The sequence below is a fragment of the Cellulosimicrobium sp. BMG9.23 genome (assembly GCF_059159985.1).
In genome coordinates, this window is the sequence record NZ_JBZGBZ010000007.1 from 360,543 (window position 1) to 375,619 (window position 15,077).

Annotated in this window: 16 protein-coding genes; 3 read left to right on the plus strand and 13 right to left on the minus strand. The window is 73.7% G+C overall.

Features of this window, described 5'->3' with window-relative positions; translation table 11 throughout:
- The first annotated feature begins 148 nt into the window (after positions 1-148).
- Entirely contained in the window at positions 149-838 is a 690-nt protein-coding gene (locus AC4H2G_RS14570) for a redoxin domain-containing protein (protein WP_494366437.1), read from the plus strand.
- A gap of 3 nt (positions 839-841) precedes the next feature.
- Positions 842-1,747, plus strand: coding sequence for a cytochrome c biogenesis CcdA family protein (locus tag AC4H2G_RS14575; protein WP_494366438.1), 906 nt, complete (start codon positions 842-844; stop codon positions 1,745-1,747).
- 43 nt (positions 1,748-1,790) lie between these two features.
- Here AC4H2G_RS14575 and AC4H2G_RS14580 read toward each other — a convergent pair whose 3' ends face one another.
- The gene (locus tag AC4H2G_RS14580; protein WP_494366439.1) at positions 1,791-3,287 is read right to left on the minus strand and encodes an NCS2 family permease; all 1,497 of its coding nucleotides are present in this window, start codon (positions 3,285-3,287) and stop codon (positions 1,791-1,793) included.
- 46 nt (positions 3,288-3,333) lie between these two features.
- Positions 3,334-3,849: a nucleoside deaminase gene (locus AC4H2G_RS14585; protein ID WP_494366440.1), complete on the minus strand. Its 516-nt coding sequence runs from the start codon at positions 3,847-3,849 to the stop codon at positions 3,334-3,336.
- Positions 3,850-4,255: 406 nt separating this feature from the next.
- On the opposite strand from AC4H2G_RS14585, the gene nhaA reads away from it, so the two are divergent.
- Positions 4,256-5,674, plus strand: a complete 1,419-nt coding sequence (nhaA, locus tag AC4H2G_RS14590; RefSeq protein WP_494366441.1) for a Na+/H+ antiporter NhaA — start codon at positions 4,256-4,258, stop codon at positions 5,672-5,674.
- Between the two features lie 114 nt (positions 5,675-5,788).
- Here the strand turns inward: nhaA and AC4H2G_RS14595 are convergent, their stop codons facing one another.
- From AC4H2G_RS14595 to AC4H2G_RS14645, 11 genes are all read right to left on the minus strand, one after another.
- Positions 5,789-6,334, minus strand: coding sequence for a DsbA family protein (locus AC4H2G_RS14595; protein ID WP_494366442.1), 546 nt, complete (start codon positions 6,332-6,334; stop codon positions 5,789-5,791).
- 132 nt (positions 6,335-6,466) lie between these two features.
- A complete protein-coding gene (locus tag AC4H2G_RS14600; RefSeq protein ID WP_494366443.1) occupies positions 6,467-7,597 on the minus strand; it encodes a T6SS phospholipase effector Tle1-like catalytic domain-containing protein in 1,131 nt (376 codons plus the stop codon).
- Between the two features lie 84 nt (positions 7,598-7,681).
- Complete coding sequence (locus AC4H2G_RS14605) at positions 7,682-7,951, minus strand: acylphosphatase (protein ID WP_494366444.1); 270 nt, start codon at positions 7,949-7,951, stop codon at positions 7,682-7,684.
- On the minus strand, positions 7,948-8,427 hold the full coding sequence (locus tag AC4H2G_RS14610; RefSeq protein WP_251153167.1) for a dsRBD fold-containing protein: 480 nt from the start codon (positions 8,425-8,427) through the stop codon (positions 7,948-7,950). Before AC4H2G_RS14610 ends, AC4H2G_RS14605 begins: the two co-directional genes overlap by 4 nt.
- Positions 8,428-8,587: 160 nt before the next feature.
- Positions 8,588-10,558, minus strand: coding sequence for a thioredoxin domain-containing protein (locus tag AC4H2G_RS14615; RefSeq protein ID WP_494366445.1), 1,971 nt, complete (start codon positions 10,556-10,558; stop codon positions 8,588-8,590).
- A 115-nt stretch (positions 10,559-10,673) separates the two neighbouring features.
- The gene (locus AC4H2G_RS14620; RefSeq protein ID WP_494366446.1) at positions 10,674-11,237 is read right to left on the minus strand and encodes a hemerythrin domain-containing protein; all 564 of its coding nucleotides are present in this window, start codon (positions 11,235-11,237) and stop codon (positions 10,674-10,676) included.
- 257 nt (positions 11,238-11,494) lie between these two features.
- The gene (locus AC4H2G_RS14625; protein ID WP_494366447.1) at positions 11,495-12,301 is read right to left on the minus strand and encodes an amino acid ABC transporter ATP-binding protein; all 807 of its coding nucleotides are present in this window, start codon (positions 12,299-12,301) and stop codon (positions 11,495-11,497) included.
- Positions 12,298-13,227, minus strand: a complete 930-nt coding sequence (locus AC4H2G_RS14630; protein WP_494366448.1) for an amino acid ABC transporter permease — start codon at positions 13,225-13,227, stop codon at positions 12,298-12,300. The genes AC4H2G_RS14625 and AC4H2G_RS14630 overlap by 4 nt, the downstream gene beginning before the upstream one ends.
- A 7-nt stretch (positions 13,228-13,234) precedes the next feature.
- Positions 13,235-14,122, minus strand: coding sequence for an ABC transporter substrate-binding protein (locus AC4H2G_RS14635; RefSeq protein ID WP_494366449.1), 888 nt, complete (start codon positions 14,120-14,122; stop codon positions 13,235-13,237).
- Between the two features lie 150 nt (positions 14,123-14,272).
- The gene (locus tag AC4H2G_RS14640; protein ID WP_494366450.1) at positions 14,273-14,686 is read right to left on the minus strand and encodes a PIN domain-containing protein; all 414 of its coding nucleotides are present in this window, start codon (positions 14,684-14,686) and stop codon (positions 14,273-14,275) included.
- Complete coding sequence (locus AC4H2G_RS14645; RefSeq protein WP_494366451.1) at positions 14,683-14,889, minus strand: type II toxin-antitoxin system VapB family antitoxin; 207 nt, start codon at positions 14,887-14,889, stop codon at positions 14,683-14,685. The genes AC4H2G_RS14640 and AC4H2G_RS14645 overlap by 4 nt, the downstream gene beginning before the upstream one ends.
- Positions 14,890-15,077 lie beyond the last annotated feature (188 nt).

The following is a 15,077-nucleotide window of genomic DNA, read 5'->3' on the forward strand; positions in this document are numbered from 1 at the left end:
GCAGCCGGCCGCCGGCCACCACGCCACCGTCAGGGACCCGTCAGGTCGAGACCGCCCCTCGCGCGGCTCCGACAGGTCAGGATGGGAACAGGCCCACGGCGGCGTCGCGCCAGCGCCGCTGATGGCCGTCGACCTCGAAGGAGATCTCATGTCGCGCACGACCCGCGCCCTGCTCGCCGTCCTGCTCGCCGGGTCTCTCGCCGCCTGCGGCACGCAGGGCGATCCGGCGCCCGCGCCGACGACGGCCCCGACCTCGGCCGCCGAGGAGGACCAGACCGAGCCCGACGGCGCAGCCGAGAAGACCGGCGACGGTGACGACACCGACGGGGCCGGCACCGACGGGGCCGGCGCCGACGGGGCCGGCGCCGACGGGGCCGGGAGCGACGGAGCCGCGAGCGAGGAGCCGGCGCCTGACGCCGCCCAGCCGGTCCCGGAGGTGCTACAGGTCGCGGGCCCGACGCTCGACGGCGGCGAGCTCGACCTCGCGTCGCTCGCCGGCGAGCCCGTCGTCCTGTGGTTCTGGGCGCCCTGGTGCACGGTGTGCCGGGGCGAGGCGCCCGCGGTCGCCGAGATCGCTTCAGACCTCGGCGACGACGTCACCTTCGTGGGCGTCGCCGGCCTCGGGGAGGTGGACGCGATGGAGGGCTTCGTCGCCGACACCGGCACCGACGGGTTCGCGCACCTGGTCGACGGCGACGGCAGCGTCTGGAACCACTTCGGCGTGGTCTCCCAGCCCTCGTACGTGTTCGTCGCACCGGACGGCTCCTGGGACAGCGTGGTCGGGGCGATGGGCCACGACCAGCTGTCCGACGCCGCGTCGCAGCTGGCTCAGGGCTGAGCGGTGGATCCGGTCCTCCTGTCCGTCGCGCTCGTCGCGGGCGCCGTGGCGGCGTTCAACCCGTGCGGGTTCGCCCTTCTTCCCGCCTACCTCACGCTCCTGGTCGCGAGCCCGCCGCCGGACGGGGACGCCACGACGGCCGGTGCGGTCCGACGCGGGGCGTTCTTCACCCTCGCCATGACGACGGGGTTCGTGCTCGTGTTCGCCGCGTTCGGCGTGCTGCTGTCGACGGTCGCCGTCGGCGTGGAGCGCTGGCTCCCGGTGGTGACGATCGTCGTCGGTGTCGCGCTCGTCGCTCTCGGCGTGTGGCTGCTCACCGGGCACAGCCTGGGCATCGGCGTGCTCGGCCGCTACGGCCGGGCGCCGCGTCGTTCGTGGTGGTCGCAGGTCGGGTACGGCGTCACGTTCGCCCTGGCGTCACTGAGCTGCACGATCGCGCCCTTCCTGGCGGTCACCGGTGGCGCGATGCGGACCGGCGGGTTGCTGGGGGCGCTCACCGTCTACGTCGTCTACGCCCTGGGGATGGGCGCGGTCGTGGGGGTCCTCGCGCTCGCTGCGGCGACGGCGTCCGCGGGGCTGGTCGGATGGCTGCGGCGGGCGGCCCCCGTCGTCTACCGGCTCTCCGGCGTCCTGCTGCTGGCCGCCGGCGCCTACGTGGCCTGGTACGGCTGGTACGAGCTGCGCGTCCTGTCCGGAGGTGCCACCGGCGACCCGGTCGTCGACGCCGCCGTGCGCGCGCAGTCCGCCCTCGTCAGTGCGGTGGCCTCCGCCGGTCCCGTAGCGACCGTCGTCGCGCTCGTCGCCGTGGTCGGCGCAGGAGGCGTCGCGACGTGGCACGTGCGGCGTCGGCGCGCCGCCGCCCTCGGCGCTGGCGCCCCTGCCGACACCCGCTCCGGCGACGGAGGGTGACCGGGGTCCCCCCCGGACCCGGCCACCCTCCTGGAGCTCTGCGTCAGCCTCCCACGACCGCGGTGAGCGGTCCGCGCACGAAGTACACGAGGAAACCCGCGGCGACCACCCACAGCAGCGGGTGCACCTCGCGCGCCTTGCCGCACGCCGTGCGCAGCAGGACCCACGTGACGAACCCGATGCCGATGCCGTTCGCGATCGAGTACGTGAGCGGCATGGTGACGACCGTGAGGAACACCGGCAGCGCGACCGAGAAGTCGGTGAAGTCGATCTCCTTGATCTCGCGCATCATCATCGCGCCGACGACCACGAGGACTGCGCTCGCGACCTCCATCGGGACGACCGCGGTGAGCGGCGTGAGGAACATCGCGACGAGGAACAGCCCGCCCGTCACGACGGACGCGAGTCCGGTCCGCGCCCCCTCGCCGACACCGGCGGCGGAGTCCACGAACACCGTGTTCGACGACGACGACGTCACCCCGCCGACGACCGCGCCCACGCCCTCGACGACGAGCGCCGACTTGATGCGCGGGAAGTTGCCGTCCGCGTCGGCGAGGCCGCCCTGCTTCGCGAGGCCGGTCATCGTGCCCATGGCGTCGAAGAAGTTCGTGAAGAACAGCGTGAACACGAGCATCGTCGCGGCGAGCGCGCCGATGCGGTCGAACGCGCCGAACGAGAACTGGCCGAGCAGGCTGAGGTCCGGGACGGAGACGAGCGAGCTCGGCAGCTCGGGCACCGTGAGGTGCCACCCGCCCGGGTTGTCGTCCGAGGCGGGCCCGAGCTGCAGCACGGCTTCGACGACGATCGCGAGGACCGTCGTCGCGACCAGGCCGATGAGCAGGCCGCCCTTGACCTTGCGGGCCACGAGGACCCCCATGACGAGCAGGCCGACGACGAACACGAGCGTCGGCACGGTCGTGATCGAGCCGCCGTCACCGAGCTGCACGGGCGGGCCGCCGGGCGTCCGCGTGACGAAGCCCGAGTCGACGAACCCGATGAACGCGATGAACAGGCCGATGCCGACCGTGATCGCGGCCTTGAGCTGGCGCGGCACGGCGTTGAAGATCGCCGACCGCGCTCCCGTCACGGCGAGCAGCACGATGAGCAGCCCGTTGATGAGGACAAGGCCCATCGCCTCGGGCCACGTGACGTCGCCGATCACGGAGACCGCGAGGAACGAATTGATGCCGAGGCCGGCCGCGAGCGCGAACGGGAGGTTCGCCACGACGCCGAACAGGATCGTGAGCAGGCCGGCCGCGAGGCCGGTCATCGCGCCGACCTGCGCCGTCGCGAGCCAGCCGCCCGCGACGTCGACCGGTGCGTTCTCGGCGCTCGTGCCGCCGAGGATGAGGGGGTTGAGGATGACGATGTACGCCATCGCGAAGAACGTCACGAGGCCGCCGCGGACCTCGCGGCCCGCGGTCGAGCCGCGCGCGCTGATGTGGAAGAAGCGGTCGAGGCGGCTCGAGGTGCCGCGCCGGGCCTGGGAGTCGTGGGCGTCGTCGTCGGCGGTGCTCCGCCGGGTGCCGAGGAGAGTCACGTCGTCGTGTCCTTTCCGTGGGGCGGTGCTGGCCGGCCGGGGCCGGTCAGTACTCGATCCGGGACTCGAGGACGCGCCACGCGTCGAACGGGGCGACGGCGTCCGGTGTGCGCGTGTGGACCACGCGCATGACCCGGTCCGCCGGGTCGGCGGCGAAGAAGTCGTAGAACACCGCGTCGTCGAAACCGGCGCTCGCGGCGTCGTGCCGGTCGGCGGCGAAGTACACGGCGTCGACGCGGGCCCACAGGGCCGACGCGAGGCACATGGGGCAGGGCTCGCAGCTCGAGTAGAGCGTCGCGCCGGACAGGTCGAACGAGCCGATCTCGGCGCACGCGCGCCGGATCGCGGTGACCTCGGCGTGCGCGGTCGGGTCGTTGTCCTGGGTGACCCGGTTGTTGCCCTCGACGACCAGCCCGTCGGCGGTCACGACGACGGCGCCGAACGGTCCGCCGGCGCGTGCGACGGAGTCCACGGCGAGGGCGACCGCGCGGTCGAGATAGCGGGGGTTGGCGACGGGCGCCGCCGTACGGGGGTGTGCTGCGTCCACGGCAAGAGATTCCATGGTGAGTCTCCACGGTTCGGGCAGCGGTCCGTGGGTCCGTCCGAGGGTGCCGGTCTCGTCGTCGAGTCCGGGTCGGCCGGCGGGCCGCTGCAGGCGAGTTGTCGTTCTCTTCCGCCTGGTAGATGGTCTCCGGTGTCGGGTCGAACGTGTCGACCACCGAGCTCTTCGCTCGGCCCGGGCCCGCCGTTGGCACGCTCGACGCTAGCAGCGCGTGATCCAGCCCACAAGAGTTTCGGAAGTTCTTTTCCACGATGTGGACGAGATGGTGTGTCTCCCGGCGGGACGCGATGCCTGGGTCTCCTGCCAGGGAACGTTGCGGAAGGATCGGCAGGCCGCGAGAGTTGACGCTGCATGCCGCGACCGCCGTCCGGCGCCCCTGTGCCGCGCCGACCCGCCCGGAGGCCATGTGACCGAGCCCGCCCCGCCGTCGTCGTTCCCGATCGTCCAGGTACCCGCCCGCCCGGGCCCGCCGCTGCGGATCCAGCTGCGTCCCGTCGCGCCGTCGCTGCGGTCCTTCCTCGCGACCGAGGCGGGCGGCGCGGTGCTCCTGCTCGCCGCGACGGTGATCGCCCTCGTCTGGGCGAACTCGGCGTGGGCGTCGGCCTACGAGGACCTCTGGCACGCGACGGCCGGCTGGACCATCGGCCCGTGGTCGTTCGAGATGGACCTGCACCACTGGGTGAACGACGCGGCGATGGCGGTCTTCTTCCTCGTCATCGGGCTCGAGATCAACCGCGAGGTGACGAGCGGCGAGCTGCGCAACCGCCGCACCTTCGCGGTCCCGGCGCTGGGCGCGCTCGGCGGGCTCGCCGTGCCCGCCCTGATCTACCTCGCGTTCAACGCCGGCTCGCCCGCCCAGCACGGCTGGGGCATCGTCATGTCGACCGACACCGCGTTCCTCGTCGGGATTCTCGCGCTGTTCGGCCCGCGCTGCCCCGACCAGCTGCGCCTGTTCCTCCTCACCCTCGCCGTCGTCGACGACATCGGCGCCATCACCGTGATGGCCGTGTTCTACACCGACGCGGTGTGGATGCCCGGCCTCGTGATCGCCGCGGTGCTCGTCGGAGCGATCCTCGTCCTGCGCTGGCTCGGCGTGTGGCGGCTCGCGCCCTACGTGGTCGTCGGGATCGCGCTGTGGGGCGCGGTCTACGCCTCGGGGGTGCACGCGACGCTCGCGGGCGTGCTCGTCGGGCTCCTCGTGCCGTCGCGCGCCGCCCGGCCCGACGACGTCGCCGTCGTCCCGAAGTACGCCAAGCGGCTCGCCCAGGAGACGACGGCGGCGCGCGAGCATCTCACCGAGCTCGCCGCGCGGGCAGCCGTCCCGACGAGCGAGCAGCTGCAGCGCGTGCTCCACCCCTGGAGCGCCTACCTCGTCGTGCCCCTGTTCGGCCTCGCGAACGCCGGCGTCCGGCTCGACGCCGAGTCGCTGCGCGTCGCCGCGACGTCGCCGCTGACGATCGGCGTGGCCGTCGCGCTCGTCGCCGGGAACGCGATCGGGATCTTCGGTGCCTCGGCGCTCGCGCTTCGCCTGGGCCTCGGCGACCTGCCCGGCCGGGTCAGGTTTTCCCACCTGCTCGGAGGCTCGATCCTCGCGGGCATCGGGTTCACCATCTCGCTGTTCATCGCCGAGCTCGCGTTCGACGACGAGGCGCTGATCCAGCAGGCGAAGATCGGCATCCTCGCGGGGTCGCTCGTCGCGGCCGTGCTCGGGTCGATCGCGCTGCGACTGTTCGGCGAACGGTGGCCGCTGTGCTCCCCGGGCACGGCCGGCCCGCCGTCGGCCCTCCCGCCCCTGCCCTGGCGCACCCCCGATCCGGCGAGGTAGCACCCCGGTCACGGTGACCACAGACCAGGGCGAGACGGCACCAGGAGGGGTGACACCCAAGACGACCACGCGCCGTCGGGCACGACCCCGGTACTACCTCGCGGAACCCACGTACTACCTCGTCGCGGCGGCGGTGATCGCGGCCTCGAGGCCCTCGACCGTGACGCGGCCGCGGTAGCGCTCGCCGTTGACGAAGAGGGTCGGCGTGCCCTGGACGCCCAGGGCGAGCGCGTCGGCGTAGTCGCGACGGACGGCGTCGGCGTGCTGCTGCACCTCGTCGCCGACGACCTCGGCGGCCGGGATCCCGAGCGCCTCGGCGCGCTCGGCAAGCCCGTCGTCGTCGAGCCCGTCCTGGTGCTCGTACAGCGCCTCGTGCATCTCCCAGAACCGTCCCGCCGCCCCGGCGGCCTCGACCGCGAGCGCCGCGGTGAGCGCGTGCGGGTGGACCTCGAACAGCGGGAAGTGGCGGAACACGAGGCGCACGCGCCCGCCCGACGACGCGACGACGTCGCGCAGGACGGGCGCCGCGTCGCGGCAGTACGGGCACTCCAGGTCGCCGAACTCGACGATCGTCACGGGGGCGTCGGGATCGCCCAGCACGTGGGCGTCGGAGGGGACGAGGCGGTCGGCGTCGACACGGACGGAGGGCTGCTCGCTCACCGGCTCAGGATGGCACGCCGCCCGCCGTCGCGCCCTGTCACGAGATCGACCCGTGCGCTCCGAGATCGACCTTCAGCGGGTCGATCTCGCGACCCACGGGTCGATCTCGCGTCAGGGCGACGAGCGGCCGCGTCAGCCGAGCACCAGCGGCCGGCTCTCGAGCGCGCCGCCCGGCACCGGCTCGACCCGATCCACCAGCGCGTCCCCCACGTCGTCGCGCCACCAGGTGACGTTGCGCGCGTGGCGGGCGTACGGCGTCGACGGGTCCGCGGTGAGCTGCTGCGCTGTCTGCGCGAGGTACACGGCATCCACGTGGTCCGGGGCGACGGGGACGCCGGCCAGGACGCGGAGGGTGCCGTGGAACCGTGGCCGGTGGCGCAGCCGCTTGACGAGGTTGATCGCGCCGAACAGCAGACCGGGTCGGAACCGGCACACGAGCGTGTCCTCGTGCCGGAGCTGGGCGAAGAGCCGGTCCTCGTCGAACGACAGCCCGCGTGCGATCGCCTCGCCCACCATCCACAGCAGCGCGGAGTCCGACAGCGCGCGCGCCGGGGCCCCGCCCCCGACGTCGCTGTGCGCGCCGGGGAACCACACCTGCTTGACCCGGTCGCCCATCGACACGGGCACCTCCCACAGGCACGGCTCGTACGTGATGCGGCGGTCGTCGATCGCGAGCGCCTGGCGCGCCTGCTCGACGGCCGTCGAGAGCCGGAGGTCGTGGAACCGGCTGCGTCGGCGCGAGAGGCCGGGCACGCCGAGCGCACCGACGGTGTCGAACACCCCGAGGAACGCGACCGGGACGTGCTCGTGGCAGTGCTCGGCGCGGAAGGCGGCGGCGAGCTCCCGGCGCCGGTCCTCGTCCTGGAGGCGGTAGATGCGCTCGGCGTCGCACAGGTGGTCGCGCGCGAGCGCGTCCTGCGTGAGCAGGCCCACCGTGGCGACCATCCCGACGATGCTGCGCGCCGTGTACGCGCCGCGGCTGAACCCGAAGACGTAGATCTCGTCGCCCGGCTCGTAGTTGAGCGCGAGGTGGCGGTACCCGGCGACGACGTTGCGCGTCAGCCCGTACCCGAACGCCCCGCCGAGGAGCCGGTCGACGAGGTAGCCCTGCGCCCCGACGCCCTCGATGGAGAACACCATCTGCTGCACGCCGTCGGGGCCGATCCCCGTCCGGACCGACCGCGCGATCTTCTCGATGTTCGACACGCTCGCGTTCACCGGCGAGTTCCACGTGCCGTCGCAGCACAGCACCAGCCGCTTCATGACCCCTCCCGCGCCCGCCCGGCGTCGTCGCCGGGATCCTCCTGGAGGGAGGTCCGGTGCTCGGGGCTGATACGCGGGGCAGATTCAGCCGCGCGTGACCTCGACGCCGGTGACCCGGCCGGGAGTCTGCCCGTCCCGGAGCCAGCCGACGAGGTCGTCGAGCGCGGCCCGCGGCCCCTCCGCGACGACCTCCACCGTGCCGTCGGGCAGGTTCGTCGCCGCGCCGTCGAGCCCGAGCGCGCGGAGCCGCTGCCGCGTCGCCCACCGGAAGCCGACGCCTTGCACGTGACCCTGCACGACGGCGCGCAGCTCGCCCGCCCGGTCCGGCAGCTCCCCCGACGGCTCGCCCGTCACAGGTGGACGTGCGCGGGCGCGCCGGTGGACGACTCGATGTCCGACTCCGCGTCGTCGAGCAACCGGTCCGCGAGGCGCCGGAGCGCGCGCCCGACGGCGATCTCGTCGCCGATGAGCGGGACGTCGGTGTCGTGCGGGTCGCGGCGCGCCCGACCCACGGTGCGCAGGTGCTCGGGCGAGTCCGCCACCAGGACGGCCTCCGCCGTCGTGCGACCCTCGGACTCGACGAGGCTCACCTGCACCCGCCACACCTTCGTGGTGTCCGTGCCCCCACCGCCGTTCTCCGCGCCCGGGACGTGCTCGACGTAGCTGTCCGAGCCCGGGTACACGAGCGTGCGCTCCCCGGTGTCCGTCCACTCGACGAGATACGGCGGCGTGCCGTCGTCGTGCCGCAGCTCGACCACCACGCCGTCTCGCACCGCCCCGCCCACGACCCCCGAGGCGGTCACGATCCTGTCTCCGACCGATGCCTTCATGACTCCTCCTCCGGCCTCCCGGCCGCGCCCGGTGCCGCGCCGGTGCGGTCGGGGTTCGTCCTCCCATCATGCGACCGGACCCGCAGGGCTGCACGTGCGTCGGTCCGGGGGCGGCCGTGCGACGACCGTGCAGCCACGTGCCCGCCGTCCTCGGGCGCGCTCAGGCCTCGAGCTGCGCCCGCAGGGAGTCCGGGTCATGGGCGGGGAGGCGGCAGACGAAGTCGGCGCAGAGGTACGCGCCCGGCGGACGGTCGGCGAGCGCGACCACGCCGTCGGCCGCGAGCGTGCGGGCGTCGTCGGGCGTCGCGGCGAGGACGACGGCGCCCGAGCGGTACCACGTCCGTCCGGCGGCGACGAACCCGTCCCGCTCGTGTCGTTCGGCCACGACGACGAGCTGGTGGGCCGGCTCGGCGAGCACCACCGCGAGACGCAGCACCCCGGCGGTCGCGAGCGGCCGTTCCTCTGCGCCGGTCGCAGCCGCGACGTGCGTGCGGGCCGCCTCGCGCAAGCGCGGCTCGTCGGTCAGACGGTGGGCCAGGAGCGCCGCGCGCGCGGCCGACGTCGGCCCGGACGGGACCGCGCCCTCGCTCGGGTCGGCCGCGGCGCCCGCGTCGAGCCCGAGGTCCGTGAGCACCGGGTCGACGCCGTCGGGCGCCCGGAGCCGGCCGTCGTCCGACACGGTCGCGCCGACGAGCCGCAGCCCGTCGCGGACGTACCGCGCCTCGCCGGTGAGCCCGCCGAGCGTGAGCAGCGCGGTCGCCAGGGCGCCGTGGTCCTCGAGGGTCGCGACGGCGTCGGAGACCCTGCCGTCGACCGACGCCCGGACGAGCACGCCGTCCGCGCGGACGTGGGTGTCGAGCAGGTGGTCCGCCGCGGCGCGCGCGGCCTCCGTGAACGCGGGGTCGCCAAGGTGGTGCCCGGCGCGCGCGAACGCCTCGATCGCCAGACCGTTCCACCCGGTGAGGACCTTGGTGTCCAGGGGCGGGGGCTCGTGCGCGGCGCGCTCGGCGGGGTCGAGGAGGTACCAGCCGCCCTCGACGCGCCGGCCGTCCATCGTCGACTCCGAGTCCTGGGCACTCGCGAACGCTCCGCCCGGCAGCCGCAGCGTCCGCAGCAGGAAGTGCCCGACGCCGGTCGCGACCTCCGCGGCTCCCGCACCGGGGTCCGTGGCGGGGTCGGTGGCCTGGTCGGTGGTGTGGTCGGTCGCGAGGTCCGGGCTCGCGGGCCCCTGCGTGCGGGAGCGTCGCAGCACTGCGAGGGTCGTGAACGCGGAGAAGAGCTGCGCGTTGTCGTAGAGCATCCGCTCGTAGTGCGGTTCCGACCAGTCGGGCCGCGTCGCATACCGGAAGAAGCCGCCGTCGACGTCGCGCAGCGGGCTCGCCGCCAGAGCGTCGAGCGTGCTGCCCGCGAGGACGAGCGCCCGGTCGGCTTCCGCGCCGACGACCGACGATGCCGCGACGTCGAGCAGGAGCTCGAGCGCCGGCACCACGGGGAACTTCGGCGCGCCGCCGAACCCGCCGTGGAGCCGGTCCTGGGCCGCCTCGAGCCGGTCGAGGACCTGGGCGACGACGGGCGGCAGGTCCGCGAGGAGCGGCACCGAGCCGTCCGGCGTCCCCGGGGAGCCCTGCCCCGCCGCCTCCCGCAGCGCGTCGCGGATCGCCTCCCCCGTCTCGAGCACCTGCTCACGCCGCTGCTCCCAGGCCTGGGCGACGGCGTCGAGCACGTCACGGAACGCCGGCCGGCCCTGGACGGGGACCGGAGGCCAGTACGTGCCGGCGTAGAACGGCGCGCCGTCGGGCGTGGTGAAGACCGTGAGCGGCCAGCCGAGCTGCTGCGTGAAGGCGCTCGCGGCGGCCATGAGGCTCGCGTCGACGTCGGGGTGCTCCTCGCGGTCGACCTTGACGGCCACGAACCGCTCGCGCAGCGCGTCGCCGACCGTGGCGTCGGAGAAGCTCTCGCGCGCCATGACGTGGCACCAGTGGCACGTCGCGTACCCCACGGACACCATGACCGGCACGTCCCGACGGCGCGCCTCGGCGAACGCCTCCGGACCCCACGGGTACCAGTCGACCGGGTTGTCGGCGTGCTGTCGCAGGTACGGGCTCACGGCGTCGGCGAGGCGGTTGACCATGGCTCCACTCTCGCAGCCCCCACCCCACCCGCGACCCGCGGCCGTGTCAGGGCCACAGGTGACCGGGGTGACCTGTGGCCCTGACGACCTGCGCCGGCCAACGGCCGACGGCCGGTCAGAACGGGCCGAGCACCCCCTCGCGGTCCGCGACGAGGTCGAGCGCGGCGAGCACGTCCCCGAGCGCCCTCTCCTCGTAGCGGAAGTGCGACTCCATGATCGCGCCGACGCCGTCGAGGTGGCGTAGGACCGCCTCGCGGCTCGCCCGCAGGTCTGGGACCGCGTCGCCCGTCGGGCGTGCCGCATCGCCAGTCGGGCGTGCCATGCGGTCCAGCGTCTGCTCGAGGTCGGTGACCAGGTAGGCGATCATGCTGTGGTCCTGCCGCAGCGCGCGCAGGGTCGCGCCGAGCTCAGGATGTCGGCGCTCGAGCTCCGGGAAGAGCGTCGTGTCCTCGCTCGTGTGGTGCCGGGTCAACGCCGTGCAGAAGCCGCGGCAGTACACGAGCAGCTCCGCGCGCGCGGCGTCGTGCGCCGGACGTCCTCCCGGGCGTCCGGGGTAGGCGCGCGCCCCGTCTGACGTCGGGTCCTCGACGAGGTCCTCCTCGTCGGCGGTCTCCCGCACGAGGTCGAGCGCTCGTCGCAGCCGGTCGTGCACGGCTTTCATCTCGTCGTACCAGGCCACCAGCCTGGTCTTCTCGCCCTCACCCATGGATGAGGAACGAGGAAAGGGTCCGTACGTGGCGCACGGGCACCCCCTTCCGGGTTCGACGCCTCCATGCCTGACGCAGTCCGCCACCGGCACGCGACGCTGTCGAGCACCCTACCGACCTGTCCGGCTCGCGTCGAGAACGGGGTCGTCGACCGTCGAGCACGGGGTCAGCCACCGGATTCGTGCTCAGACGGTGGCTGATCCCGTGGTCGGCGACGAACAGCGGGGGGTCAGGAGGTCAGCCGGCGCAGGAACTCCTGCGTCCGCGCGCGCTGCGGGTCGCCGAGCACCTGCTCGGGAGTGCCCCGCTCGTGCACGCGGCCGTCGTGGAGGAAGCACACCTCGTCGGCGACGCGGCGTGCGAACCCCATCTCGTGCGTCGCGACGAGCATCGTGCGGCCCTCCGCGCGCAGGTCGGCGAGGAGGTCGAGCACCTCGCCGACGAGCTCGGGGTCGAGCGCCGACGTCACCTCGTCGAGCAGCAGCAGCTCGGGCTCGTTCACCAGCGCCCGCGCGATGGCCGCGCGCTGCTGCTCCCCGCCGGAGAGCTGGTCGGGGTACGCGGTGGACTTGTGCCCGAGACCGACGCGCCGCAGCATCGCGACCGCCGCCGCCTCGGCCTCCTCCGTCGACCGCCGGTGCACGAGACGCGGCGCGAGCGTCACGTTCTCGAGGACCCGCATGTGGGGGAAGAGGTTGTACGCCTGGAACACCATGCCCATGCGAGCGCGCACGGCGTTCGCGTCGAGCCGCGGGTCGGCGACGTCCTGCCCGTCGAGCAGGATCTCGCCGTCGTCGACGTCGTCGAGCAGGTTGACGACCCGCAGGAGCGTCGACTTTCCCGAGCCCGACGCTCCGACCAGCACGACGCAGCGGTGCCGGTCGACGTCGAGGTCGATACCGTCGAGCACGACGCGCGGGCCGCCGTGGGCACCGGCGGCGGCGGGCGCGGCGGGCGCCCGTCGGGCACGTGCGGGTCCGGCCGACGGCGCCGGGTACGTCTTGCGCACGCCCCGCAGGGACAGCAGGTGGCTCATCGGATGTCCCCCGCCCCGCTCACGGTCGCGATCGAGCGACCCCAGCCGCGGCGCGACTGGTAGGCGTCGACCGCGCGCGTGAGCGGGAACGACACGAGGAAGAACAGCACGCCCGCGACGACGTACGGCGTGAAGTTGTAGCTGCCCGTCGTCGCGATCTGCGCGGCGCGGATCGCGTCGACGGCGCCGAGCACCGAGATGAGCCCGGAGTCCTTCTGGAGCGCGACCAGGTTGTTCGCGAGCGGCGCCGTGATGTTGCGCAGCGCCTGCGGAAGCACCACGCGCCGCGTCGTCTGTACGCGCGTGAGGCCGAGCGAGCGCGCCGCCGCCACCTGCGACGGGTGCACCGACTCGATGCCCGCCCGGAACACCTCCGCGATGTACGCGGTGTAGGTGAGGACGATCGCGAGCGCCCCGAGGAACGCACCCGAGGACGGCAGCCACGGCAGGCGCAGCGCCGGGAGCCCGAACCCGACGAGCAGCAGGACCAGCAGCAGCGGGACGCCGCGGAACAGGTCGACGTAGCCGATAGCGAAGGCACGCAGCGGGAACAGCGCCGGGATGCGGCTCGTGCGCGCGATCGCGAGTCCCAGACCGAGGACCGTCCCGATCACGCCGGCGGCGACCCACACGCGCAGGTTGAGCCACAGCCCTTCGAGGATCGCGGGCAGCGACTCCCACGCCGTCGCCGGGTCGAAGAACGCCGTCCGGGCCCGCTCCCATCCCGGAGCGTTCACGACGACGAGCACGACCGTCGCGACGACGATCACGGTGCTCACGAGCGCGACGAGCGCCGAACGTCGCCGCTGCGCGCGCCGGAACGCGGCGCGGTCGAGCGCGAGCGGGGAGGGCGACCACGCGTCGGCGACCGCCTCGCGCGGCGCGTCCTGCCGCCCGGGCGAGGCGGCGCCGTCGGGCACGGTCACGTCGCGCTCACTCGAGGACGGGGACGTCGTCCGACTTCAGCCACGTCGTGCGCAGCTCGGCGAGCGTGCCGTCCTCCTCGAGCGCGTCGACCGCCTGCGACACGCAGTCGGTGAGCGGGGAGCCGACGTCGAGCACGAGGCCGTACTGCTCGACCACACCCTCGTCCGGGAGCGTGCCGATGACCGCCGAGTCGGGGAAGTACTCGGTGGAGGCGGCCATGCCCTGGTCGACGTCCATGACCATCGCGTCGATCGTCCCGGACTGCAGCGCCTGCATGCCGTCCCCCGCGGCGCTGTAGGGCGAGATGTCGGCGTCCTCGCCGAACGCCGCCTCCGAGAGCGTGAGGCTCGTCTGCGCGGCCGTCACGCCGATGCGCGCGCCCTCGAGGTCGGCGAGGCTCGTCGCGTCCGCGTACGGGCCGTCCTCCATGACGATGACGCCCTGCCGGGTCGTGAGGTACGGGCTCGAGAAGTCGACGGCCTGCTTGCGCTCGTCGGTGATCGACGTCTGGTACGCCGCGACGTCGAACGGCTTCACGGCGGGGCTGACGATCTGCTCGAACGTCACCGTCTCCCACCGGACGTCCTCGGCCGCGTAGCCGAGGCGGTCGGCGACCGCGTAGATCAGCGCGGACTCGAAGCCCTCGCCGGACTCCGGCTCCCCGACGTACCAGGGCGAGTAGGGCTCGCCCGCTCCGACGGTCAGCACGCCGTCGGTCAGCGTCGGCAGCGCGCCGGCCTCGCAGGTGGTGTCGCCCGACGACGCGGCGTCCCCCGGTGCGGCGCTCTCGCCACCGTCCGTGCCGCCGGACGAACAGGCCGCGAGGGTCAGCGTCGCGGTCGCCGCGATCGCGGCGAGGAGTGCGGGACGGGTACGAAGACGCAGACGGCGCATGGTGACCTTCCGGATGTCGGGCGCCCGCGGGACGGGCGCCGGCCACTGACGATAACGCCGACCCGCCGGCACGGCTTCCCCCGGACGCTCCCCGGCCAGGTGGGCCGCGTCACACCACGGCCCACGTCGCACGGCAGCGAGACGCCGGCGTCATGCCGTCGGGGCCACGTATTCGTGCTGCAGCTCGCTCACTCGGGCGATGTGGTCGAAGTCATGATCGGCGGTGAGCACGATCGCACCGTTGACGATGGCGTAGGCCGCGATGAGGATGTCGACCGCCCCGGCGGAGCGGACGAGCCCGGAACCCCAGAGCGCGACCTGGATGTCGAGGACGAGGGACTCGTCGGGCGCGCGCTCGAGCGGAAAGCCCAGGGAGATCTGCTCGCGGTAGCGCGCGTGCTCCTCGGGCGTCCTCGCGCTGTGGCAGAACCCGAGCACCTGCGGCGGGCAGGTGACGAACAGGTCAGCGGGGGCGCGCTCGACGCGCCGCAGGCGCGCGGTGATGGCCTCGTCACCGGAAGCGAGCCTGGCCCACACGGAGTTGTCGACGAGGTAGTCCGTCACGAGGACTCGGCGGGGCGCACGACGGGAGCGTCGAGGCCCTCCGGGAGGTCGGCGAGTCCGGCGATGCCGTCGATCATCGCGCCCTTCTGCTTCGAGGCGATGAGGCGACGCAACGCAAGGTCGAGGACGGCGCGGTTCGACCGCTCTCCCGTGAGCTCGCGGGCACGCTCGATGAGGCGGGGGTCGAGATCGACACTGGTCATGGCCATGGTGCGCCCTTCTGGAGAGTTATATGGCTGACCATATAGCACGCCTGGGTGACCCATCAGACCCCGACCCTCACCGAGCTGGACCTCAGCCCCACGACACACCGCATCGACGATCCGGCGGGCAAAGCGAAGGGCCCCGATCAGCGTGTCTGCTGATCAGGGCCCTTCATGTGTAGCGGGGG